Source organism: Lachnoanaerobaculum sp. MSX33 (assembly GCF_000512995.1).
GTDB lineage: Bacteria > Bacillota > Clostridia > Lachnospirales > Lachnospiraceae > Lachnoanaerobaculum.
Genome location: NZ_AZXX01000036.1, coordinates 1 through 24,205, shown reverse-complemented (window position 1 = coordinate 24,205; position 24,205 = coordinate 1). Strand labels below are relative to the sequence as shown.

The 24,205-nt window shown below is 36.1% G+C and carries 20 protein-coding genes; all 20 read left to right on the top strand.

The window, feature by feature from the left end; genetic code table 11:
- Nucleotides 1–113: 113 nt before the first annotated feature.
- Nucleotides 114–923 (top strand): bifunctional hydroxymethylpyrimidine kinase/phosphomethylpyrimidine kinase, encoded by an 810-nt coding sequence (locus HMPREF1495_RS03690; protein ID WP_034212157.1) that lies wholly within the window; start codon nucleotides 114–116, stop codon nucleotides 921–923.
- Nucleotide 924: 1 nt separating this feature from the next.
- Nucleotides 925–2,331 carry a Wadjet anti-phage system protein JetA family protein gene (locus HMPREF1495_RS03685; RefSeq protein WP_034212156.1) on the top strand — a complete coding sequence of 469 codons (1,407 nt, stop codon included), beginning with the start codon at nucleotides 925–927 and terminating at the stop codon, nucleotides 2,329–2,331.
- Complete coding sequence (locus tag HMPREF1495_RS03680) at nucleotides 2,331–2,906, top strand: DUF4194 domain-containing protein (RefSeq protein ID WP_034212153.1); 576 nt, start codon at nucleotides 2,331–2,333, stop codon at nucleotides 2,904–2,906. Before HMPREF1495_RS03685 ends, HMPREF1495_RS03680 begins: the two co-directional genes overlap by 1 nt.
- Nucleotides 2,903–6,232 (top strand): ATP-binding protein, encoded by a 3,330-nt coding sequence (locus HMPREF1495_RS03675; RefSeq protein ID WP_034212151.1) that lies wholly within the window; start codon nucleotides 2,903–2,905, stop codon nucleotides 6,230–6,232. The genes HMPREF1495_RS03680 and HMPREF1495_RS03675 overlap by 4 nt, the downstream gene beginning before the upstream one ends.
- 365 nt (nucleotides 6,233–6,597) lie before the next feature.
- Nucleotides 6,598–7,809, top strand: coding sequence for a Wadjet anti-phage system protein JetD domain-containing protein (locus tag HMPREF1495_RS03670; RefSeq protein WP_034212149.1), 1,212 nt, complete (start codon nucleotides 6,598–6,600; stop codon nucleotides 7,807–7,809).
- A gap of 449 nt (nucleotides 7,810–8,258) precedes the next feature.
- The gene (gene hpf / locus HMPREF1495_RS03665) at nucleotides 8,259–8,795 is read left to right on the top strand and encodes a ribosome hibernation-promoting factor, HPF/YfiA family (RefSeq protein ID WP_034212147.1); all 537 of its coding nucleotides are present in this window, start codon (nucleotides 8,259–8,261) and stop codon (nucleotides 8,793–8,795) included.
- A 212-nt stretch (nucleotides 8,796–9,007) separates the two neighbouring features.
- Entirely contained in the window at nucleotides 9,008–11,602 is a 2,595-nt protein-coding gene (locus HMPREF1495_RS03660; RefSeq protein WP_034212145.1) for a beta-glucosidase, read from the top strand.
- A 2-nt stretch (nucleotides 11,603–11,604) separates the two neighbouring features.
- On the top strand, nucleotides 11,605–12,114 hold the full coding sequence (locus HMPREF1495_RS03655; RefSeq protein ID WP_034212143.1) for a GtrA family protein: 510 nt from the start codon (nucleotides 11,605–11,607) through the stop codon (nucleotides 12,112–12,114).
- A gap of 14 nt (nucleotides 12,115–12,128) precedes the next feature.
- Nucleotides 12,129–15,029 carry a glycoside hydrolase family 3 N-terminal domain-containing protein gene (locus HMPREF1495_RS03650; RefSeq protein ID WP_034212141.1) on the top strand — a complete coding sequence of 967 codons (2,901 nt, stop codon included), beginning with the start codon at nucleotides 12,129–12,131 and terminating at the stop codon, nucleotides 15,027–15,029.
- The gene (locus tag HMPREF1495_RS03645) at nucleotides 15,022–16,398 is read left to right on the top strand and encodes an aminotransferase class I/II-fold pyridoxal phosphate-dependent enzyme (RefSeq protein ID WP_034212139.1); all 1,377 of its coding nucleotides are present in this window, start codon (nucleotides 15,022–15,024) and stop codon (nucleotides 16,396–16,398) included. The genes HMPREF1495_RS03650 and HMPREF1495_RS03645 overlap by 8 nt, the downstream gene beginning before the upstream one ends.
- Before the next feature lie 5 nt (nucleotides 16,399–16,403).
- Nucleotides 16,404–16,997 (top strand): guanylate kinase, encoded by a 594-nt coding sequence (locus tag HMPREF1495_RS03640; RefSeq protein WP_007594131.1) that lies wholly within the window; start codon nucleotides 16,404–16,406, stop codon nucleotides 16,995–16,997.
- On the top strand, nucleotides 16,990–17,961 hold the full coding sequence (holB, locus tag HMPREF1495_RS03635) for a DNA polymerase III subunit delta' (protein WP_034212137.1): 972 nt from the start codon (nucleotides 16,990–16,992) through the stop codon (nucleotides 17,959–17,961). Before HMPREF1495_RS03640 ends, holB begins: the two co-directional genes overlap by 8 nt.
- Before the next feature lie 9 nt (nucleotides 17,962–17,970).
- Complete coding sequence (locus HMPREF1495_RS03630; protein ID WP_034212135.1) at nucleotides 17,971–18,780, top strand: PSP1 domain-containing protein; 810 nt, start codon at nucleotides 17,971–17,973, stop codon at nucleotides 18,778–18,780.
- A gap of 4 nt (nucleotides 18,781–18,784) precedes the next feature.
- Nucleotides 18,785–19,531 (top strand): tRNA1(Val) (adenine(37)-N6)-methyltransferase, encoded by a 747-nt coding sequence (locus HMPREF1495_RS03625; RefSeq protein WP_034212133.1) that lies wholly within the window; start codon nucleotides 18,785–18,787, stop codon nucleotides 19,529–19,531.
- A complete protein-coding gene (rsmI, locus tag HMPREF1495_RS03620) occupies nucleotides 19,521–20,363 on the top strand; it encodes a 16S rRNA (cytidine(1402)-2'-O)-methyltransferase (RefSeq protein WP_034212131.1) in 843 nt (280 codons plus the stop codon). The genes HMPREF1495_RS03625 and rsmI overlap by 11 nt, the downstream gene beginning before the upstream one ends.
- Nucleotides 20,364–20,378: 15 nt before the next feature.
- On the top strand, nucleotides 20,379–20,828 hold the full coding sequence (rpiB, locus tag HMPREF1495_RS03615; RefSeq protein ID WP_007594124.1) for a ribose 5-phosphate isomerase B: 450 nt from the start codon (nucleotides 20,379–20,381) through the stop codon (nucleotides 20,826–20,828).
- Between the two features lie 4 nt (nucleotides 20,829–20,832).
- Nucleotides 20,833–21,195: a hypothetical protein gene (locus HMPREF1495_RS03610; protein WP_034212129.1), complete on the top strand. Its 363-nt coding sequence runs from the start codon at nucleotides 20,833–20,835 to the stop codon at nucleotides 21,193–21,195.
- 24 nt (nucleotides 21,196–21,219) lie between these two features.
- Nucleotides 21,220–22,059 carry a pyridoxamine kinase gene (locus HMPREF1495_RS03605; protein ID WP_034212127.1) on the top strand — a complete coding sequence of 280 codons (840 nt, stop codon included), beginning with the start codon at nucleotides 21,220–21,222 and terminating at the stop codon, nucleotides 22,057–22,059.
- Nucleotides 22,056–22,241: a DUF951 domain-containing protein gene (locus HMPREF1495_RS03600; RefSeq protein ID WP_007594120.1), complete on the top strand. Its 186-nt coding sequence runs from the start codon at nucleotides 22,056–22,058 to the stop codon at nucleotides 22,239–22,241. The genes HMPREF1495_RS03605 and HMPREF1495_RS03600 overlap by 4 nt, the downstream gene beginning before the upstream one ends.
- Nucleotides 22,241–23,794 carry an ABC-F family ATP-binding cassette domain-containing protein gene (locus HMPREF1495_RS03595; protein ID WP_034212125.1) on the top strand — a complete coding sequence of 518 codons (1,554 nt, stop codon included), beginning with the start codon at nucleotides 22,241–22,243 and terminating at the stop codon, nucleotides 23,792–23,794. Before HMPREF1495_RS03600 ends, HMPREF1495_RS03595 begins: the two co-directional genes overlap by 1 nt.
- Nucleotides 23,795–24,205: the final 411 nt, after the last annotated feature.

The following is a 24,205-nucleotide window of genomic DNA, read 5'->3' as shown; positions in this document are numbered from 1 at the left end:
ATTAAAATACTTTTATGATTGTAGACAGGCCTTTCGCTGATGCGGAAGGTCTGTTTTTAAATATTAAAAATATGATATAATCAGCATAGTTATTAAAAAATGGAGACACAGGTATGAACAAAAATAAACAGATACTTCTTATTAATGATTTGGCAGGATATGGTAAAGTGGCACTTTCAGCTATGATGCCTATATTTTCAAATATGGGATTTGAGATATTTACGCTTCCTACAGCATTGGTATCTAATACTCTTGATTACGGTAAGTTTGAAATTCTTGATACTAAGGATTATATTCTAAATACTGTAAATGTATGGGAGCAGCTTGGATTTACATTTGAATCAATAATAGCTTCTGATGAAGAGGCAAGTATTTTGGCGGATTTTTGTGCCAATCAAAAAGAAAAAGGAAGTTTTATATTTGTGGATCCTATAATGGGAGATGACGGAAACCTTTATAACGGTATATCAAAAGATGCTATAGAAAGTCGTAGAAAATTACTGAAATTTGCAGATCTTATAAAGTCAAATTACACTGAAGCCTGCCTTCTTACGGAAATGGAGTATAAAGACAGAGGGATTACAAATGAAGAAGAAGAACAATTACTTAGGAAATTGAGCGAAGAAAATAATGCTTCTGTGATTATTACCTCCGTACCTTTTAATGATAAGAAATGCTGTGTCGGATTTGACAGTAAAAATGGGACGAGCTTCAGAATTGAATATGATGAGATAGATGTTCGTTTTCCTGGAACCGGAGATATATTCTCGGCTATTTTGGTAGGAGATATATTGAACGGAAAATCACTTCCGGATGCAACATCACATTCAATGGAAGTTGTAAAGAAAATGATTGAATTAAATATAGATAAGGCAGATAAGTATCGTGGTATACCGGTGGAACAGTATTTGGAATTAATATAGTATGAATATATTTGATGAAGTAGATGAAAATCTGTTCAGACCTCTGACAGGCACAAATAAAAGAAAATATGTAGATATTCTTGCTCTTATTTGGGAAAAGTGCAAGCGAATGCCTATGTATGCTATAGAAAAAAGTACAATATTTGATATGGCGGAGGAATATCTCCTGGGACTTGATGAGAAGGTTGAACCGGATATGGAAGAGCAGGAATATGCAAGCGGAAATATAGCAGATATGAGGACTATTTCCGGAAGCTTTATAAGAAGACTTAGAGATACAGGCTGGCTTTTGGAAAAGCCGGGCGAATATGAGGATGAGGATAATCTGGCAATTCATTATAAGGTGGTGCCTATATTGAAATCCTTTCAGGAAATTATCAGTCCCACTATCATCACTTATAAGGGAAAGCTTTTTAAAATATATTCCATGTTTGAACATATATCGGAACAAGGCAGCCCTTATGAAGGAGTCTTAAAAGAAGCTTCTGAGGATTTTGACAATCTGAATCAAGCCCTCAGGACATTGGCGGCATCTATTGAAGATCATATAAATGATCTGACATTGGGAAAAAGTCCTGAAGAAATATTGGATTTTTTTGAAAAATATGAAGAAAAGATAGTTGTGGGATCATATCACAGATTTAAGACAAATGATAATTTGTTTTATTATAGAAGCAGTTTGTATGAGAGTCTTGACAGATGTGAAGATAATCTTTTCGATGCTTTGGTACTTGATTATATGGATACAGAGCGTGTTGAAAGGGATGAGGCAGGTGTAAAAATAAAAGAGCTTATACAAAAGCTTCGTATGGATATCGAGGAAATGGAAGCTATAATGCGAACCATTGATGACAGGCATATTTTATATAGAACCAGGGCGGTGCAAAGAGCACAATTTTTGCTCCTGTCTGACGGAAGCAGTAAGAGTAAAATAAATAATATACTTAAGTTTTACGCAAGTCAGATAAACACTAAAGAGGATGTATATGAAGAAGATGACAGCATTGCATCCGATATTTTTCAGATATTTGTACAAAACTTCTTTGACTGTAACTCTCTTTCCACGCCTGTTAAAAAGCGAAAGCCTACTGCTATTGAATTTATGGATATTATTGAGGAACTGGACCAAGAGCTTATAGATGAGAAAAATCGAAAGATGATGGAATACATAAAAAATGCATTGACATCTGAAAATGTTAACAGATTCGCAAGAGATATACTAAACGGAAATCATGCGGTGCAAATAAGCTCGATATTTGAAAATAACCCGGATACTTTAATAAAAATTATAGGTCTGTATACCTATTCCAAGACTTCAGAAAGAGAGTATGATATAAGGCTTAGAGATAATGTGGTGGAGTCAAACGGTGTGAGGTTCAAAGATTTTATTGTTGAGGAAAGAAGGTAATGGCAACAGATATAAAAGAAGAGATAGCTAATTATTTATTGAATAATTGTTTTCTGATGGGAACAGTGGATACTACAAGAGAGAAGTATTACTATGTTATAAACCATGAAGAAAGTTTCAGACAGATTTTCTTGCCTATCGGATATACTTTGGTCATTCATAGAAATTTGAGAGTTGTTCAGCTTATAAATAATCATGGCAGCGGAAGAATTGCATTAAGGAAATATGAGAGTATTATCTTGCTTATTTTCAGGCTCTTATATGTGGAAAAGAGAGAAAGTTTATCCACAAATGAAGACAGAATTTATGCTACAGTTGAGGAAATTAAAAATGAATATGAGAAGCTGAATTTGCCAAGAAAATTTGACAGAGCTTTTTTAGAGGATTCTATCAGAAATATAAAAAGATATAATCTGGTACAGGTAGCAGATAAATTAGTTGATATGGATGCCAAAATACAGATCTATCCTTCTGTTATGCTTGCAATGCCTGATACCGATATTTCAAAAGCATATGATGAAACTGTTAAGTTGCTTTCTCAATACGAAAATTCTGAAGAGGAGGATGAAGAATGATAAGAATGACAAGACTTCATCTGATAAATTGGCATAATTTTCAAGATGATATTATAGATTTTAAAAATATCACATATCTTTTGGGCGTAAATGCAGTAGGAAAGACAACTATAATGGATGCAGTCAGGTATTGTCTCACCACTAATAAGGACTTTAATACTGCCGGAAATAAAAAGAGCGGCAGAACTCTTTTAGGCTCGGTTCACCAAAAACAGAGAGCGGAGGACAGCTATCTTCGTCCGGGGCATACAGTTTCCTATATAGGCATTGAATTTTTGGACGAGGCTATTAAAAAGACATTTGTAATAATTGCACGTGTGGAATCGGAAACTCCAAAGCAGGATTTGAGGGGAGTATATCAGGATTGGTATATTACAAAGCCGGGATACAGCCTTTTGGATATTCCTTTTTTTGCAAAGAGCAAAGAAGGAAAAAGTCCTGCTTCAAGAGAAGCTTTTAAGCTTGATAATAAGGGGATGGACAGGGCTTCAAATCAGGCTGATGCCAGAAGAAGGATCTGTCGTATGCTCGGTATCGGTGAGGCGGATTCTCCTATCGGAAAGAAATTTAATGAAGTATTCCATATGGGTACAAGTCTGGAGGATATAAAGGATATAAGAGAGTTCATTTATACCTATATTTTACCGGAGCCTGAGGTAAATATTGATTTTTTGCAAAAGGATATGATTGAGCTGGAAAGGCTACAGGAGATACTTCAGGAGGCATCTGACAGAGAGGCTTTATTAAAAGAGATAAATGAAAAAATAAAGAGTGCAAGAGAGCTCTTGGTTAAGGTGAAAATAAATGAGATTTTAGTTGCCTACGCAAATCTTCAAGGAAATATAGAAGAAACAAATGAAAGAAAATATCTTATTGAAGAGTGGGAAGTAAGTGTATCTTTGATGGAGGAAAAACTTACAGACCTTTCAGGCAGAGAATCAAAAGCCTCAGAATTTTTATATGAAGCACAAAGGGCAGCTGAAAACAATGCTGAAAATAAGGAGATGCTTTCTCTTGAGAGTGAAAATAAAAATAATAAAGTTGAAGAGAAAAGGCTTACAGAAGAAGCGGCAAAGTTTGATAATGTGGCTAAAGACTTATTTGAATTAAAGGATAAATTAAATAAGCTTGGATTTATTTTTGATATAGATAGTTGTATAAGAGATGAAAATTGCTTTGAAGAAACAAAGATTGCAGAGATAAAAAGAATTGCCAAAATTTTTGCAGATATGGAAGAACAGATAAAAAACTATGATGCAAAAATAAGGACTGATATAGCGAAGTTAAATGAGGAAGGCAACGGACTTTCAAGTAAAATAAAATCACTTGAGTCAGGTGTTATGTGTTATCCCAAAGAAGCAATATTTGTCAGAAACAAGATAAATGAGGCCTTGAGTGAACAGAGCAAGAAGGCGGATGCCAGACTTTTGTGTGAGCTCTTATATATGACAGACAGGAGTTGGCAGGATGCAGTGGAGAGCTACTTAAATACACAGAGATTTAATATCATTGTAGAACCTGATAATTATATTTTAGCAAAGAAAGTTTTTATCTCTTTGGGAGATAAGGTCAACGGTATAGGACTTATAGATACGAGAAAAATAAAAAATGTAGAATATAAGACTGAGAAAGACTCTTATCTGGGAGATAAGATTGAATCTGAAAATATATATGCCAAGGCATATGCAAGATTTGTGATGAAAGATGTTATATGTTGTGAATCTTCAGATGATTTGGAGAAATTTTCAAAGAGTGTTACCAAAGACAGACTTAGATTTCAAAGCTTTTGCTTACAGAGAATGGCAAAAAGAGAACATTTTATCGGTGTGGATGCCATTGAAAAGCAGTTAAAAGCTGCAAAAAAAGAACTTCTGGATATACAAAACAGCTTGAAAGAGCTTGAAGATGCAAAGAAAAACTTTGACTTGGTATATAACGGATATACAAAGTTTAGAGCCGGAGAGGGCTTTAGTAAGCTTGAAAAGTATTGTGAATCGGGGAAAAAAGCTAAGGAGCTTGGAATAAAGATAGCGGATATAGCTAAGAAGATAGAAGAATTTAAGCAAAATCCAATATTGCTCGCAATGTATGACAGAGTCAAGGAATGCAAAAAGAATGTAAATGATATAAGAGATGAGATAACAGATACCAAGGCAAAAAAGAAAAATATAATTGATAATATAAGAAAATCAAATTTGCTTATAGAAGAGCTTAAAAAGAATTTGGAAGAGCTTAAAATTGTATATGAAAACAGCATAAAAGGATATTCGGAATTTGCACTTGATGTGGAAAAGAAATATTTGAACGAAAGAAAGTCAAAAAAAGCTTCTGCTATTGCATATAATTTTTCAAATCGTATGGCACATGATAATATAGCACTAAACAGTTACTTGAATCAGGAATTGATACCTTTGCAACAAAAATATACCGCCACATATACTTGTGACTATGCTATAGGCTTGGAAGGGGCGAATCGGTACATGCAGGAATACCTTACTCTGCAAAATATTGAGCTGGAAAGACATAAGAATGAACTTGCAAAGGCTCAGATTCGCTGTAAGGACAGATTTCGCAAGGAAGTGCTCTTTAGGATGAAGGACGATATCTTAAGGGCAAGGCAGCAGTTTAAGCAAATAAATCGTGTTATGGAAAATCTGGAATATGGTGAGGAAAGCTATAGATTCGGAATTGACAAGAGCAAAGATAAGGAACTGGGACTTTTCTACGATATTATTATGGATAAGGACAATCAGCAAATTGACAGAGAAAATGATATGCTTGCATATATGGCTGAGGTAAATAAGTCCGAGGTATTTGAAAGTCAGATTGATGACTTTATGAGTAGAATAATGATAGATGTGGAAGAGCATGCGAAACAAAATCTCACAGGTCAAAAGTCAAAGGCCAAGAGTATGGGAATGTATGTGGACTATAGGACTTATCTGGACTACGATATTATTATAAAAAATTCAGTGACAGAGAAGGAAGTTGCATTGTCAAAGGTAAGCGGTGAGGGCAGCGGTGGAGAAAATCAAGCACCGTTTTATGTAGCAATATGTTCTTCACTTTTGCAAATTTATGAGCAAAGTAAGGAAGAGTCTATGAGGCTCATATTGTTGGATGAGGCATTCAACAATATGACCAGTGACAGAATCGAGCCTATGATGAACATGTTTAAGAAGTTGAATTTGCAACTGGTGCTTATAGCTACAGCCGAGAAGGCTACATCGATTTTACCATATTGTGATATTACCTACTCGATAGTTAAATCCGGAAACAGAAATGCAATACGAGCCTTCGAGAGGTTGGAAGATGGATTACGGTAAGGATATAAGTTGTTATTGACTTTATGTTTATAAATAGATTATAATTCATTACAGCTAAGAAAAGATATGGTATCTCATGTAGATACAAAACGAACCCCTAGTAGTTGCAGCTATTAGGGGTTCTTCTCATATTATACGGTTTGAGTATCCGTTCAGGCTAGTTGTCGCTATGATCTCTGTCTAACCATTTACAAATGTAGTAGCTGGCTACATTTGCCGCTACAGAGATAAGAAAAGATATGATTTCTATCATGTAGACACCCCCTTTCTGCTGTCAGATTGGGTGCGACAACAATATTATTATAATTTGTTTAAAATATAATACAACAATAAGTCATATAATTGATAATGTGAGAGGTTGGAGGATGGATTACGGTAAGGATATTTTAAATAGTTTAGTGGATATGTATGAAAGAAGAGAGGGCTATATAAAAGAGCCTTCTTCTTTGCGTGCAATACAAATAGATATAAAAAAGAATTATCCGGCATATGTAGACAGATATGATCATAATGCATATAAGGATATAAATGCAGCTATAGAAAAGTTGATAAGTGAAGACGTGATAATATCAAAACTTGAATCTACCGGAGTGTATAGCAAGGTCAGATTAAATATTGACAGAATATCGGATTGCTATAAGAGATTAAACAGAAAAAGTATTCCGGAGCAATGTGAATATATAAAACAAATTCTATCCTCATTTGCGGACAGTAAGTATAGGCTGCTGAATAATATAATATCCGATTGGATGAATTTGGCTGTAAATTATAGGAAGCTGCCATATGATTTAAAGTATGACGGTAAAAGATTAAAATATGTACTTACAATATTGGAAGCTGTATTTAAGATAGAGCAGGAAAGTTACATCAGAAATTTCTCAACTGCCGTATTTAAAGATTCAAAGAGATTTCAAAAGGAATTTAAGTCCTGTATAGAGAGTATATTATTTGATTATACGGATGATCCTATAGAGAAGGATAAGATACTTGAATATTATAATTTATATGAGAATCCTACATATGTATATATAAAGGGAGATGTGATAATAAGTTTTGAAAATTCTACAATATATGCTAGCGAGTTACCGGATGGAATAGCTCTCTCCAATGCTTCACTTAAAAGGATAAAAAATATAAAGGTACTTACAAAAGCTGTTATTACAGTGGAAAATCTGACTACATACCATGATGAAAATAAGAAAGAAGCAGTATATATCTATCTTGGAGGATATCACAATAAATCAAAGAAAGAATTACTTGAAAAAATATATAAAGATAATAAATATTGTGAATATCTACATGAAGGGGATATAGATATCTACGGATTTTTGATACTTGAAAACTTAAAAGAGAAAACAGGTATACCGTTTAGGCCTCTCCTTATGGATGTAAATACATTGAAAAGATTTTATGAGGCGGGAATATACAAGGAACTTAATGTATCAGATATCAGAATGATTGAGAAAAACAGAGAAAATCTTAAAGAGTATTCAGAGGTATTGGATTTTATGTTTTTAAATCATTGTAAGGTGGAGCAGGAGTCATTAAGGGCTGTACGATTACTTGAAAACAGTTAAAATATTACTTTAAATAAAAGTAGTATATAATTTTGATGTCAAGTCTGAATTCTTAGATTTAAGAAGAAACAGCAAAGTGCATAAATTTTATGTTTTAAAAGACTTGTCAACATTATCCACATTTTTATCCACAAAAATAGTGGGTTTTACAGGCTTTAGAAAGCTGTTAAATAGGCTGTTTTCAAGTTATAAACGAAGTTATCCACAATTTAAGTATTTTATCCCCATAGAGTAAAGACTGCATTTGAGATAAATTTGTAGATTTTATGAGCTAAAATATATAAAAGTGCAATTTTGCTCGGAAAATACAATTGGATAAAAATTTAATAAAAATCATATTAGTTGAAAAATTTAATCAAATTGACAATACAATTATAAATTTAAATTGAATTTTTGTTGACAAAGTGGTATACTATAGACAAATAAAAAAAGAAAAGGAGCTTATACATATGCGTTATACAATTACTGGAAGAAATATTGAAATTACTGATGGTTTGAAGAAGGCGGTAGAGGAGAAGCTTCAGAAATTAGAAAAGTATTTTACAGCTGAGACAGAGGCAAGAATTACATTAAGCGTGCAAAAGGAAGCACATAAGATCGAGGTTACCATTCCTACAAAGCAGGGGCTTATAAGAGCCGAGGAAGTCAGCCAAGATATGTATGTCAGCATAGATAAAGTTCAAGACATAATAGAAAAGCAGATTAAAAAGTTTAAAAATAAGCTTATAGATAAAAAACAGACTGCAATGTCATTCTCGGATTTCTTTATAAACGATGAAGCTGTCTATGGAGACGACGAAGACGAGATAAAAATCGTAAAGACAAAGAGATTCAGTATCAAGCCTATGGATCCTGAAGAGGCGTGTTTGCAGATGGAACTTTTGGGACATGATTTCTATGTTTTCAGAAATGCAATCAGCGATGAGGTGTGCGTAGTCTATAAGAGAAAAGACGGAAAATACGGTATTATAGAGCCGGAAGTTTAAATTGGTTGCTAAGCTATTTTCCTTTTTAGCTTTTCAAACATACAATAGTTACAGGGAGTCTTAAGACTCCCTGTTTTTGTATAAAAATATTTTGAAAATATACACAACTTTTTTAATATATACTATAATATAGACGGGTGTTGAGGTAAATTTATTTATTGAATTTACCATGATGTGGAAAGAGCGTAAATTAGTTTTCTATAAGGAGGAGAATGAAGCATAGAGATATTATTGAAAAAATGACATTAGAGGAAAAGTGTGCCTACCTTTCAGGTAAAAATGCTTGGGATACGAGGTCGTTTTCTTCTATAGGGGTTGACGTTCTTCACCATGCTGACGGACCTACGGGTGTAAGAAAACAGGCGGGAAAAGGTGACCATCTCGGATTGAATGCTTCCGTACCTGCAACATGTTTTCCGACTGCGGCCACTTTGGCAAACAGTTGGGATGTACGACTTCTTGAAAAAGTGGGAGAAGGGCTGGGACTTGAAGCGGCGGCAGAGGATGTAAATGTACTTTTAGGACCCGGAATAAATATCAAGAGAAATCCGCTGTGCGGAAGAAATTTTGAGTACTATTCTGAAGATCCGTATCTTAGCGGAAAACTTGCGGCTGCTATGATAAAGGGGATACAAAGTAACGGAATAGCCGCCTGTGTAAAGCACTTTGCTGTAAATTCGCAGGAGCTTCGCAGAATGGCTATGGACTCGGTACTTGATGAGAGAACACTTAGAGAAATCTATATCACCGCCTTTGAAATAGCTATAAAAGAGGGCAAACCGAAATCTTTAATGACAAGTTACAATATGGTCAACGGGGTATATGCCAATGAGAATGAGCACCTTCTTATGGATATTCTAAGAAAAGATATCGGATTTGACGGTATGGTGGTTACCGACTGGGGAGCTTCAAACGATCATGCTTTAGGCGTAAAGAACGGTTCAAGCCTTGAAATGCCGGCTCCGGGACTTGACAGTGCAAGAGAGCTTTTAGAGGCATTAAAAACGGGTAAGATAAGTGAAAGCGATATTGATGCAAGAGTGGATGAGTTGATAGATATCACATTGTCCACAAAGAATAAGAAAAAGCCTGATGATAAGGCAAAGATGTTTGAAGATAATAATGCACTTGCAAGAGAAGCTGCAAGAAAAAGTATTGTTCTTTTAAAGAATGAGGAAAACATTTTGCCGCTTGATAAGAGTAAAAAGATAGCGATTATCGGAGATTTTGCTTTTAATCCGAGATATCAGGGAGCGGGATCTTCTATGGTTAATGCTACCGTAGTTGAGGATGTGCAAAAGCTTATAAAAAAGTTTAATCTTGACTCTGAAAAAGAGAAAAAGATTGAGGCTGCCATAGGCAATATCGAAGAAAAGCTTGAGGATTTGGATATTAATCCGATATACGAGGGAGCAGGAATCACAAATGTAAATGCGACCAATGTCGAAACTGTGGAAAAAGTTATATCACAGTTTGATTTAAATATAATCGGTATGTCGCATGGTTATTCAAGAGCGGATAAAGAGGATGAGTCCCTTGTAAATGAGGCCATAGAGCTTGCAAAGCAGGCGGATATTGTACTTTATTTCTTCGGACTTAATGAGGCGAGTGAATCGGAAGGACTTGACAGAACTCATCTTAGAATTCCAAACAATCAGATAACATTACTTAAAAAGCTTTCAAAGGCCAATGATAATATAGTCGGTGTAATCAGTGCCGGCTCATGTATTGAAATGCCTTGGGAAAATAATTTAAAGGGAATATTACACGGATATCTCTTCGGTCAGGCAGGTATGGGTGCTGTATTTGAACTGCTAAACGGTGAGTACAGTCCAAGCGGAAAGCTATCTGAAAGTATTGTAAAAAAGTATGTGGATGTTCCGAATATAAGGTATTATCCTTCAAAAGAGAGGACTTCGGAATATAGAGAGAGTATATTTGTAGGCTACAGATATTTTACTACAGCAAATGTACCTGTAATGTATCCTTTCGGATATGGACTTTCCTATACGGAGTTTAAGTACAGTGATATAGAAGCAGACAGAGATAAGGTGGGCTTTTATATTGAAAATACGGGTAAGTTTGCAGGTGAGGAGATTGCACAGCTTTATATAGGATTGAAGGAATCGAATATATTCAGGTCAAAGTTTGAATTAAAGGGATTTGAAAAGGTATATTTAAATCCGGGTGAAAAGAAAAAAGTTACTATCTTATTTGATGATAAATCATTCAGGTTTTATAATGTAGCGACAAATGCCTTTGAGATTGAGAGTGGAGAATATGATATATATATCGGAAGCAGTTGTGTAGATATCAGATTGAAGTCTGAAGTAAGTGTTGAAGGTAATGCAACAGTTTTTCCGTATAATAAGAATGATTTGCCTTCATACTTTGAAGGAAATGTAGAAAATGTAAGTGATGAAGAGTACAGAACTTTGCTTGGAAGGGAAATACCTGACGGACGCTGGAGCGGGGAACTTGGTATCAATGATGCATTATGTCAAATGTATTATGCAAAAAGTTTTATTGCAAGACATGCCTATAAGGTGCTTGATAAAAGGCTGAAAAAGTCGCTTGAAGCAGGAGTACCGGATCTTAATACTCTTTTCCAGTTTAATATGCCTTTTAGAGCTATCGGAAAGATGAGTAACGGACAGGTAAGTATGGAAATGGTGGATGCCATATTACTGTTGGTAAACGGACATTTCTTTAAGGGGCTTACAGGTATTATAAAGGGGTATTTCAAAAACAGAAAGGCCAATAAGATATATAAGGAAAAGTTTCTTCAGAGAGAAGATAGAGAGTAGTTATGAATGTGGTAAAAGAATGGATAGAAGCGCATCCGAATCTATGGGAGTTTATTAAATTTAATATTCTCTCAAATGTGGCGACGATTGTAAATTTTATAGTTATGTGGATCGGAACGGCTAAATTTACAGGTTTTGGATGGCATCATATACCGTTTAAATTTTTGATTTTTAATTATGCGGAAAATATTGAGCAAAACCTTGGAATGGCAGGTTTTTTAAGTTTCCTTGTGGCTACCGCACTTGCTCAGACTGTAAATTTCTTTGTTCAAAAACAGTTTGTATTTAAGTCTAATGCGGCATTTAAGGATGCCATACCGAAATATATTATGCTTGCCTGTGCATTGATCATTATTTCTGCGGCACTGCCTGCATATTCACAGAAATTTTTCAGGGATATAGGGGTTGGTGCAAGTCTTGTACCTACACTGGCTAATGCGGTAAATATCATTGTTCAGGTGGTTATCAGCTATCCGACAATGAAATACATTGTAATGCCGGAGAAAAAATAAATAGGAGGAGTATTATGTTAGCTGTTAATATGGCGGATGTAATAAGTGTTATCAAATCTATAGCACCACACCTTGTGGCTATAGTGACACTTTTTGTGGCGGCCCTTGTGGTCATGTTTATCACAAGAAAGGAGAAGCCTGCACGTAAGAATCTTACAAGATCGGCTTCATGGCTTGTTTTCGGACTGGGAACACTTTTAAGTATCAATCTTATGATAAACGGTCCTTTAAAGACTATGATAACACTTGCTACAGGAAGGGGAGTTATAACCGAACAGTCTTTAAATGAGGCAAAGTCTTTAGGTGAGGAAATTTCAAGTGAGGGTATTGTACTTTTAAAGAATGACTCAACACTTCCGCTTCAAAAGGGGTCAAAACTCAATCTCTTCGGGTGGTCGTCAACCAATCCTCTATACGGAGGTACAGGTTCGGGAGGACTTAACGATTCATTCCCTACGGTATCACTTATTGAAGGATTACAGAATGCGGGATTTGAGGTAAATGAGGAACTTGTAAAGTTTTATACGGATTTCAGGCAGACAAGGCCTACAGTAGGAATGTGGGGCCAGGATTGGACCATACCTGAGCCTTCAATTGAACAATATAACGAGGCAAATATTTTTGATAATGCAAGAAATTATTCCGATAAAGCGGTAGTCGTTATTGCAAGATCAGGCGGTGAGGGCGCAGATTTGCCGAGAAGCCTTGATCCAAGTGTTGAAGATACATTTGTGGACGGAGGTACTTTCGGGTCAAAGGGTATCAGATACAGTGATCAAAAGGATGATCTGGATGCCGATAAGAGCTATTTGGAACTTTCAAACAGAGAAACGGCAATGCTTGATGCGGTAAATAAGAAGTTTAAAAACATTGTTGTAATCATAAACGCTTCAAATCCTATGGAACTTGGTTTTGTAAATGAATATGAGAATATAACAAGTGTGGTTTGGTGCCCGGGAGCAGGACAGACAGGATTTAATGCCCTTGGCAAGATTCTTGACGGAGAGGTAAATCCTTCAGGTAAGACAAGCGATATATTTGTATATGACTTAAAAAAAACACCAAGCTATAATAACTTCGGAGATTTCCGTTATACAAACATGGATGAGTTTGCCGTAGAGGACAGAGGAGTATCATACAACCCGAGCTTTGTAAACTATACTGAAGGTATTTATGTAGGATACAGATTCTATGAGACTGCAGCTAAAGAAGGTGCTATAAATTATGCCGGATATGTACAGTATCCGTTCGGTTACGGACTCTCTTATACCAACTTCACAAAGGAAATGGGAGAGATAGTTGCAAATAACGGCAAGATAAGTATCGATGTCTTGGTGACAAATACGGGAAATGTTGCAGGAAAAGATGTTGTACAGTTATACTTTAATCCGCCTTATACAAACGGAGGTATTGAAAAGGCAAGTACAAATCTTGTAGGCTTTGCCAAAACAAAGCTTTTACAACCGGGTGAGAGTGAGACTGTAAAGATTACTTTTGCGGTTGAAGATATGGCATCATTTGATGAAAAAATCAAAAAGGCTTATGTACTTGAAAAGGGTGTGTATGAAATCAGCTTACAGGAAGATTCTCATAATATACTTGATACAAGAACATTCCCTCTTGAAGATGATATAGTTTATGGTGATACAAATAAGAGAAGCAGTGATGATATTGTTGCTACAAGCAAGCTTGACGATATGAGAGGCGATTTTACAGTTCTTTCAAGAAAGGATAAATTTGCAAATCTTGAGGAAGCAACAAAGGCACCTACAAATTTTGTGCTTCCGGCAGATAAAAAGGCTGAATTCTTAAATAACAGTAATTATGACGGCAAAAAATTTGATATTGAATCAGATGAGATGCCGAAGACAAATGCAAATAATAAAATAAAACTTGCAGACCTTCGAGGACTTGACTATGATGATGAGGCATGGGATAGTCTTCTGGACAATCTGAGTTTTGATGATATGTCAAAACTTGTAGCTTTGGGAGGATATCAGACCACAACAATAGGAAAAATAGGTAAAGTGCAGACAGTTGACTGTGACGGACCTTCTTCAATAAACAATAACTTTACAAAGAAGGGTTCAATAGGACTTCCTGCAACTATAATGCTTGCAAACACCTTCAATACGGACCTTGCACATTCATTCGGAGACAGTATAGGAAAGATGGCGGATGAGATGGAAGTTTCAGGCTGGTACGCACCGGCTATGAATACACATAGAAGTGCATTTGCAGGAAGAAACTTTGAGTATTTCTCGGAAGATCCTTTGCTTGCAGGAAAGATTGCTTCAGAGGCTGTAAAGGGAGCCGAAGAACATGGAGTATATGCATATATTAAGCATTTTGCTCTAAATGATCAGGAGACCAACAGAAACTATCAGCTCATGACTTGGGCGGATGAGCAAACTGTAAGAGAGATATATCTTCGTCCTTTTGAAATATGCGTAAAAGACGGAAAAGCCAAAGCAGTTATGAGCTCATTCAACCACTACGGAATAACACCTGCAGCCGCTTCAAATGAAGTTCTCAATAAGATTCTAAGAGATGAGTGGGGCTTTAGAGGTATGGTACTTACCGATTATTTCGGCGCCGGCGGATATGGTTATATGAATGCCGACAGATATATAAGAAACGGTAATGATTTCTGCCTAACAGCAATTGATACAGGTTATAATTATGTAAAGGATAAGAGCGCTACAGCAGTGATTGCACTCAGAAAAGCATCACATAATATATTGTATACAACTGTCAACAGTAGGGCATATGCACCTGAAAACCTGAACTTAGGTATGATGGGATGGCAGATTGCGGCTATAGTGATAGACATTATATGTATAGTAGCGGCTGTACTTTTAGCTTTGAAGGCTTGGAAAAACTACGTAGCAAGAAAAGATACAGATAATGAATAAAAATTTTTTAGCATATAAATTAAAAGAATATGTCAGCTCCGGTATATTGCCTATGCATATGCCGGGGCATAAAAGAAGAGTGCCCAAAGAAATAGAAGAGATGATGACAGACATCTACGGTATGGACTTGACGGAGGTAGAGGGCACCGATAATTTACATGATGCCACAGGAATTATAAAAGACTCTATGGAGTTTACAAAAAATATATATAAAACTAATAAAACATACTACTTAATAAATGGTTCAAGCTGTGGTATACTTGCAAGTATAAGAGCCTGTGCATGTACAGGTGATTATAAAAATAAAAAATCATATATAATAGTAGCGGATAATGCACACTTTAGTGTATATAATGCCGTTGAATTGTTAGATTTGATACCAATATATGTGAATATAGGGTATAATGATTTAGGCATTGCAAAAGAATGCGATGCAAAGAGTGTGAAAGCGCTTTTAGAAGCAAATAAGGAAAAAAATATAGTGGCAGCACTGTTTACTTCACCTACATATGAGGGAGTTGTATCCGATATACAAGTGATTGCAAAAACTTTGCATGAATATAATATCCCGGTTATAGTGGATGAAGCACATGGTGCCCACCTTACTTATATAGAAAAAACAACAGAAAAATATGCCGATTTGATAAATGCATATGATATGGAGTTTCCTTCATCGGCAGTAAGTTTGGGAGCGGATATTGTGGTACAAAGTCTGCATAAAACTTTGCCTTCACTTACTCAAACGGCACTTTGTCATTTAAAGTCAAAGCTTATTTATGAAAAATGCTTGGAAGAGTCACTCCATATATTTGAAACCAGCTCGCCTTCATATGTTTTTATGTCAGGTATTGATGCCTGTATAAGGTATATGAGTGAAAGTTATGCATATGTATCTCAGTATTTAAAGAGTCTGAAAGGCTTCAGAGAAAAAGTTTCAAGCTGTAAAAGTATTCATTTATGGGAGGAAAATACAGGACTTGGATATGACTTTACAAAACTTGTAATTTACTCCGATAATATTGACGGGGTTACATTGGCAAATATACTCAGAGAATCCTACAATATTGAAACTGAGATGAGCAGACCGGGTTTTGTACTGGCTTACAGTACGGTTTGTGACGGCGAAGATGATTTTGACAGGCTTTATAGGGCCTTAAGTGATATTGATAAAAATTTCGTTTATATAGAACATGAGTCTACATCAAATCTTGATGAAAAATATCTAAATAAGATTGCGAAAAAAAACATATATATATATCCGCCTGGTGTGCCGGTTATAAAGAAGGGGGATATAATAGATCGAGCCGGTTTTGAGTTGTTGCAAGAATATATTAAAAGAGGAAAAAGGGTCTATGGACTGGACCCATAAGTAAAATGGGAAAAATTTATTATGTAATGGGCAAGAGTGCATCCGGAAAAGATACTATCTTTAAAAGATTGTACAAGGAGTGCCCGAGAACAAAGAGACTTATAACATATACTACAAGACCTATAAGGGACGGGGAAGAAAATGGTGTTGATTACCATTTTGTAGAGGAATCCGTTATAGAAGAATATAGAAAACAGGGTAAGCTTATAGAGATGAGGACCTATAATACAGTTAAAGGTCCGTGGATTTATGCAACTATTGATGACGGATCATTGCATCTTGAAAGTAAAAATTATCTTATAATAGGAACTCTGGATTCTTATAAAAAAATAAAAGAGTACTATGGTGCGGAAAATGTTGTACCTATATTTATAGAGCTCAGTGACGGCATCAGACTGCAGAGAGCCATAAACAGAGAGATGGTGCAATCAGAGCCACAGTATGCCGAGCTTTGCAGAAGATTTTTGGCGGATGAGGAGGATTTCTCACCTATGAGACTTGAAGCTGCCGGAATTACAAAAAAATATGTCAATGAAGATTTAAATAAGTGCATACTTGAAATAAAAAAAGATATGGGAATAAAGATACAGGATGAGTGATTTTATTCTTGGAAATGAAAAGATAAGGCATCATCTAAGGGAGTCAATAATAAAAAAGTCGATATCACATGCATATATCCTTGCAGGGGACAAGGGGATAGGAAAGTCTAAAATTGCAAGAGAGTTTGCTATGGAACTTATATGTGAGAAGCATACAGGATGTGGAGAGTGTCCTGCGTGCAGGCAGTTTTTGGCGGATGCATACCCCGACTTTTTTTATATGGATGCCGAGGGCAAAGAAAGTATCGGAATCGACAGGATTCGAGAAAATATAGTTAATGATGTTTCAATCAGACCTTATCATGGAAAAGTAAAGATATATATAATAGACGAGGCGGATAAGATGACTGTGGGGGCGCAGAATGCACTGTTAAAGACTATAGAAGAGCCGCCGGAGTATGTAGTTATCTTACTTTTGGTAAGAAATATGAGTTTGCTTCTTGAAACAATAAGGAGTAGATGTATAAAGCTTTTGTTAAGTGTGGTAAGTAATGACAGAATAAAGAATTGGCTTGTTGAAAAGGGTACAAGTGAAGATTTAGCTACTGTGGTAGCTTCGTATTCAAACGGTGTACCCGGTATTGCAAAAGCAATGGCTGAATCTGAGGATTTTGCCGGTATGTATAATCAAAATGTAGAGTTTTTGAAAAAGATTTCAGAAGCATCTATAAATGATATACTTTTATTTATAGAGGAATTGAAAAAAAGAACCGGAGGATTTAAGGATTTTATAAATTTTCTAAGACTCTGGTATAGAGATATATGTATCTTAAAGCTTACAAAGAAGACGGATAACCTTGTATTTATAAGGGAGGAAGGCATTATACTAAGGCTTTCCAGAGAATATTCACTTAAAAAGATTAACAGTATAATAGATTTAATAGATGAAATGGAGACTAGGCTAAACTCCAATGTAAGCGGAGATACGGTGATGGAATTGCTTTTTATTGGCCTTAGAAAATAGGAGAAAAAGATGAGAGTAATAGGCGTTAGGTTTAGAGATGTGGGTAACATCTGCTACTATGATCCTGATGATATTGATATAGATGTAAATGACAGAGTAATAGTGGAGACGGACAGAGGTATTGAATGCGGCAGAGTCATATTGGGAGCCAGAGAATTAAGTGAAGCTTATGATAATCCGCTAAAGAAGATAATAAGAAAAGCAAGTCCGGAGGATATTTGTACCTGTGAGGAAAATTACAAGAAGGAAAAAGAGGCTTATGATATTTGCAAGTCAAAAATAATAGAGCTCGGCTTGCCCATGAAGCTTATTTCTGCAGAGTATACATTTGATAAAGCAAAGGTTTTGTTTTATTTTACTGCAGAATGCAGAGTTGACTTCAGAGAGCTGGTAAAGATACTTGCATCTATTTTCAGAGTAAGAATAGAACTCAGACAGGTAGGAGTAAGAGATGAAACCAAGATGGTAGGAGGCATGGGTTCATGTGGAAGAGCGCTTTGCTGTCACAGTTATCTGTCCGACTTTGTGCCTGTGTCAATAAAGATGGCAAAGGAACAAAGCCTGTCTTTGAATCCTGCAAAAATCAGCGGTGTATGTGGAAGATTGATGTGTTGTTTGAAAAACGAATCCGATACATATGAGTATTTAAACAAAAAGATGCCAAGAGAAGGTGTTACGGTTTCCACACCTGCAGGTGAGACCGGTGTGATAGTTTCAACCAGTGTACTAAGGCAGACTGTAAAGGTGCTTGTTACAAAATCAGAGGATGCAAAGGAAATTGAAGAGTATTCTTTAAAAGAGATAAGGATACAAGCTTAAAATCATGAAAGATGAATTGATAAGGGAAGAATCGGGAGAGAGGCTTGATGATTTGCAATGCAATGACCTCTTCCTTATACAAAATCCGGATAAATTTTGCTTCGGTATAGATGCGGTGCTTTTGGCAAATTTTGTTAAAGTAAAAAGAGGCGGTTATGCTGTGGACCTCTGTACAGGAAGCGGCATTGTACCGGTGCTTTTGAGTGCGAAAACTCAGGCAAAAAAAATAACAGGTATTGAAATACAGGAAGATATTGCCGATATGGCAAATAGGAGTGTAAAGTACAATGCTCTGGAAGAAAAAATTGATATTATAAATGATGATATTGCCAATGCTTTAAAATATATAAAGCATGGAAGTGTGGATACCGTCAGCGTGAATCCGCCATATATGAAGGATACAACAGCTATAAAAAATCCCGATTTACCGCTTGCAATAGCAAGGCATGAGCTTCTAACAGATCTTGATAAAGTGGTGGAGATTGCAGGCAAGCTGTTAAAAGAAAACGGTAAGTTTTTTATGATACACAGGCCAAGTAGGCTTTCCGAAATATTTGCGGCATTAAAGAAAAACAGAATAGAACCCAAGAGAATGAGATTTGTACACCCATATATGGAAAGTAAGGCAAATCTTGTTTTAATAGAGGGGGTAAAGGGCTCGGGTGTATGGCTGGATGTGGAGCCGCCCTTGGCAGTTTATAAGGATAAAAATGTATATACGGATGAGGTGCTTAGAATATATGGCAGGTAAAATATATCTGGTGGCTACACCTATAGGAAATCTTTCCGATATCAGTATGAGGGCGATAGAAACATTGAAAAATGCAGATATTATTGCCTGTGAAGATACAAGAAATACTATAAGGCTTTTGAATCATTTTGAAATAAAAGGACATTTGACCTCATACCATGAATATAATAAAATAGATAAGGCATATGAGCTTTGTGAAAAAGTAAAAGAAGGTAAGAATATTGCCTTTGTTTCAGATGCAGGAATGCCTGCAATATCAGACCCGGGTTATGAGCTGGTGGATATCGCATATAAAGAGGGGCTTGAGGTTACCGTTGTTCCGGGAGCCAGTGCGGTAGTTTCTGCGCTTGCAATAAGCGGTATAAGTTCAAGAAGATTTGCTTTTGAAGGATTTTTGCCTGCGGATAAGAATGAGAAAAAGGAAATACTGACTGAACTGTCACAGGAAAGCAGAACTCTTATTTTATATGAAGCGCCACATAGATTACTAAAGACCTTAAAGGAACTCTTTGAGTATATGGGGAATAGAAATATTGCCATAGTAAGAGAAATTACAAAGTTGCATGAAGAGGTTTTAAGAGGAAAACTGACGGATATAATAGCTGATTATGAGTCTGAAAAGGTTGCAATCAGAGGCGAATATGTACTGGTGATAGAGGGAAAGAGCCTTTTGGAGAAGAGGGAAGAGAGACAAAAGTCCTTTGAAGAAATCAGTATCAGAGAGCATTATGAAAAATATATAGCCGAGGGCATGGACAAAAAAGAGGCAATGAAGGCAGTGGCAAAAGATAGAGGAATACAAAAGAGAGATGTTTATAAGGAACTCTTGTAAATATAAGGAGGAAATATGAGAATCGGAATAGGAAATGACCATACGGCAGTTGAGCTGAAGGATATTATTACAGAGCATTTGACAGCGGCAGGCTTTGAAGTTGTTGATTTTGGAGCAAAGGCGGGGGAGAGATGTGACTATCCTGTACCGGGAAGAGATGTTGCGGAGGCTATAGTTTCGGGAGAAGTGGATAAGGGAGTACTTATTTGCGGTACAGGTATCGGAATATCATTGGCTGCAAACAAGGTACCGGGAATCAGGGCGGCAGTTTGTTCAGAACCTTATTCCGCAAAGATGGCGGCACTTCACAATAATGCTCAGATTATTGCATTCGGTGCGAGAGTGGTCGGCTCTGAAATGGCTAAGATGATTGTTGACAGTTTCTTTGAGACTGAGTTTGAAGGCGGCAGACATCAAAACAGAATTGATATTATCAGTGAAATAGAAGAAAAGTACTCAAGGTAAAAACATGGGAATAGCAGATTGGTTCAGTTTTGAAACGGCAAAGCAGAAAAAGAAGAAGATGGATAGATATTATAAAAAACTCTATCCTTTCGGCGAAGAGCAAAAGAGCTGGGAACAGGACAGGCTCAATGAAACCTTTCCCAATAATAAAAAGACAAAAAGTTATCATTTTGAACTTTTGATTTTGCGTGAAAGTATTGCAAATCTTTCAGACCCTGATGTATATGATGAGGATGAGGAGCGTCCAAGCGTTGAGGAAGTAATAAAAAATTGGAGAGACAAAGAGACGGTTTACAGATTAAAGCCTGAAGAAAAGCAGCAGTTAATTGAAATTGCACTTGAAGAAATAGAAAAATTCAGTAAATAAAAATATATTTGTTGAGGTGGGTTTATGAATAAAAAAGTGTTAACGGTACAGGATATTTCATGTTTCGGACAGTGTTCCACAACAGTGGCATTACCGATACTTTCAGCTTGCGGAGTGGAGACGGCTATAATGCCGTCTGCAATACTTTCCACCCATACAGGCGGTTTTAGCGGATTTACTTTCAGAGATCTGACAGAGGATTTGCCTAAGATTATGGAGCATTGGAAAAAAGAAGGTATAAACTTTGATGCAATATATACGGGTTATCTCGGAAGTAAGAGACAGATTGAGATCGTAATTGATTTGTTTAACAATCTTTTAAAAGAAGACGGAATGAGAATAGTTGATCCCGCTATGGCGGACAACGGAAAATTGTATACCGGATTTGATGAAGATTTTGTAAAAGAAATGAGAAATCTTGTAGGTGCAAGTGATATTGTACTTCCGAATATGACTGAAGCCGCTTTACTTACAGGCAGTGAGATAGTACTTGATAATCAAAGCGGTGAATATATCATGAGCATTATATGTAAGCTTAGGGATCTCGGTGCAAAAAATATAATATTAAAAGGTATAAGAAATATTGAAGGTAAGCTGGGAATAGCGGTATTTGAAGGCGATACTGAAAGTATTGAGATTTTTTATATTGACAGAATAGAAAAAGATGCACATGGTACAGGAGATTGCTATGCTGCGGCATTTACAGGCGGATTGATGCATGGGAAGAGCTTTAGAGAGGCAGCAAAGATTGCTGCCGAATTTGTATCGGAAGCTATAACAAAGACAATTGACGATGATAATCATTGGTACGGAGTGAAATTTGAAAAAGCCTTACCTGTTTTAGTGAGAGAGTTGAATAAATGATACAAATAGATGTAGGAGATATACTTACATTAAAAAAGCCACATCCATGCGGTTCTCATGAGTGGGAAGTGCTTAGGGTCGGTCAGGATTTGAGACTGAAATGTGTAGGCTGCGGACATCAGATGATGATTGCAAGAAAGAGTATAGAAAAAAATATTAAAGCAAAAGGAAAAGATGTATAATGAGTATTTTGAATGTGGAAAATTTGAGCCACGGTTTTGGTGATAGAGCTATTTTTGACAATGTTTCCTTCAGAATGCTAAAAGGTGAGCATATAGGACTTGTTGGTGCCAACGGAGAGGGTAAGTCTACATTCATGAGTGTAGTTACAGGGAAGCTGATGCCTGATGAGGGCAAAATAGAATGGGCGAAAAATGTGCAGATAGGATATTTGGATCAGCATTCTGTATTGGAAGAGGGAACCAGTATAAGAGATGCATTAAAGGGAGCCTATGATCATCTTTTTGATATGGAAAAAAGGATGAATGAGATCTGTGACTTGCTTACTACAGCTGATGAAAGTGTAATGGATGAGCTTATGGAAGAGCTTGGTACTATTCAGGAACTTTTGATGGCACATGATTTCTATACTATAGATGCCAAGGTCGAAGATGTGGCAAATGCACTGGGACTTACAGATATCGGACTTGAAAGAGATGTAACGGAGCTTAGTGGAGGACAAAGAACTAAAATTCTTTTAGCAAAGCTTCTTTTACAAAAACCGGATATTTTACTTTTAGATGAGCCTACAAACTATCTGGATGTCGAGCATATTGAGTGGCTGAAAAGATATTTGCAGGATTATGAGAACGCATTTGTACTTATTTCTCATGATATACCGTTCCTTAATTCTGTGGTAAATATTATATATCATATGGAAAATCAGGAACTCAACAGATATGTAGGAGATTATAATAAATTCCTTGAGGTTTACGAGGTAAAGAAAAAACAGCTTGAAGCGGCATATAATCGTCAGCAAAAGGAAAGAGAAGAACTTGCGGATTTTGTTGCCAGAAACAAGGCGAGAGTTGCCACAAGAAATATGGCAATGAGCAGACAAAAAAAGCTTGACAAGATGGATATCATAGAACTTGCGGCGGAAAAACCGAAACCGGAGTTTAATTTTAAAGAGGCCAGAACACCGGGTAAGACTATTTTTGAGACTTCAGATCTTGTAATAGGTTATGACACACCACTCTCAAAACCTATAAATGTAAGGATGGAAAGAGGAGAAAAGATAGCAATGTTCGGTGCAAACGGTATAGGAAAGTCCACTCTTTTAAAGAGTATACTTGGTCTTACACCGGCGCTGTCAGGAAAAACCGTTCTGGGAGACTACCTTGAGATAGGTTATTTTGAGCAGGAAAGCGACAATAAGTCAAAAAACACCTGTATTGAAGAGCTGTGGAGTGAATTTCCCGGATACAGTCAGTACGAGGTAAGATCCGCACTTGCAAAATGCGGTCTTACTACAAAACATATAGAGAGTCTTTTTAGAGTACTCTCGGGTGGAGAGCAGGCAAAGGTGAGACTTTGTAAGCTTATTAACAGGCCTACAAATATTCTTTTTCTGGATGAGCCTACAAACCACCTGGATGTGGATGCAAAGGATGAGTTAAAAAGAGCTCTGAAGGCATATAAGGGAAGTATACTGCTGATTTGTCATGAGCCTGATTTTTACGAAGACTTTATAACAAGAACCATTGACTGCAGAGAGTGGTCACTGAGGGTATAAGATTTTTATAAATAGGATATATTTGTTTTGCTTATAAAATTTTGGAAAAAATAGAAAACAGAGGTTGACAGGACAGTGTGTAAGGTGTAGAATGATACCACTGTCCTAAAAAGACGGAAAAACAAAAATAAATATTTCTAAAAACAATAGAAAATACTATTGACATGATTTAGAAAGTTTGATATTATATCAAAGTTGCTCAAAAAGAGCAAAGAAAGTTCGGAAAAACTTTTCAAAATGACTTAAAAAGTTGTTGACAAGATGAAACGAACTTGATATAATAGCTAAGCTGTTTCAAACAGCGAAGCAAACGAACCTTGATAATTTAAGATTAAACAGTACACACAACCCTGAAAATAACTTGATTATTTATAAAATAATTGATGAGATTTCAGTAAAAACAACGTTTAA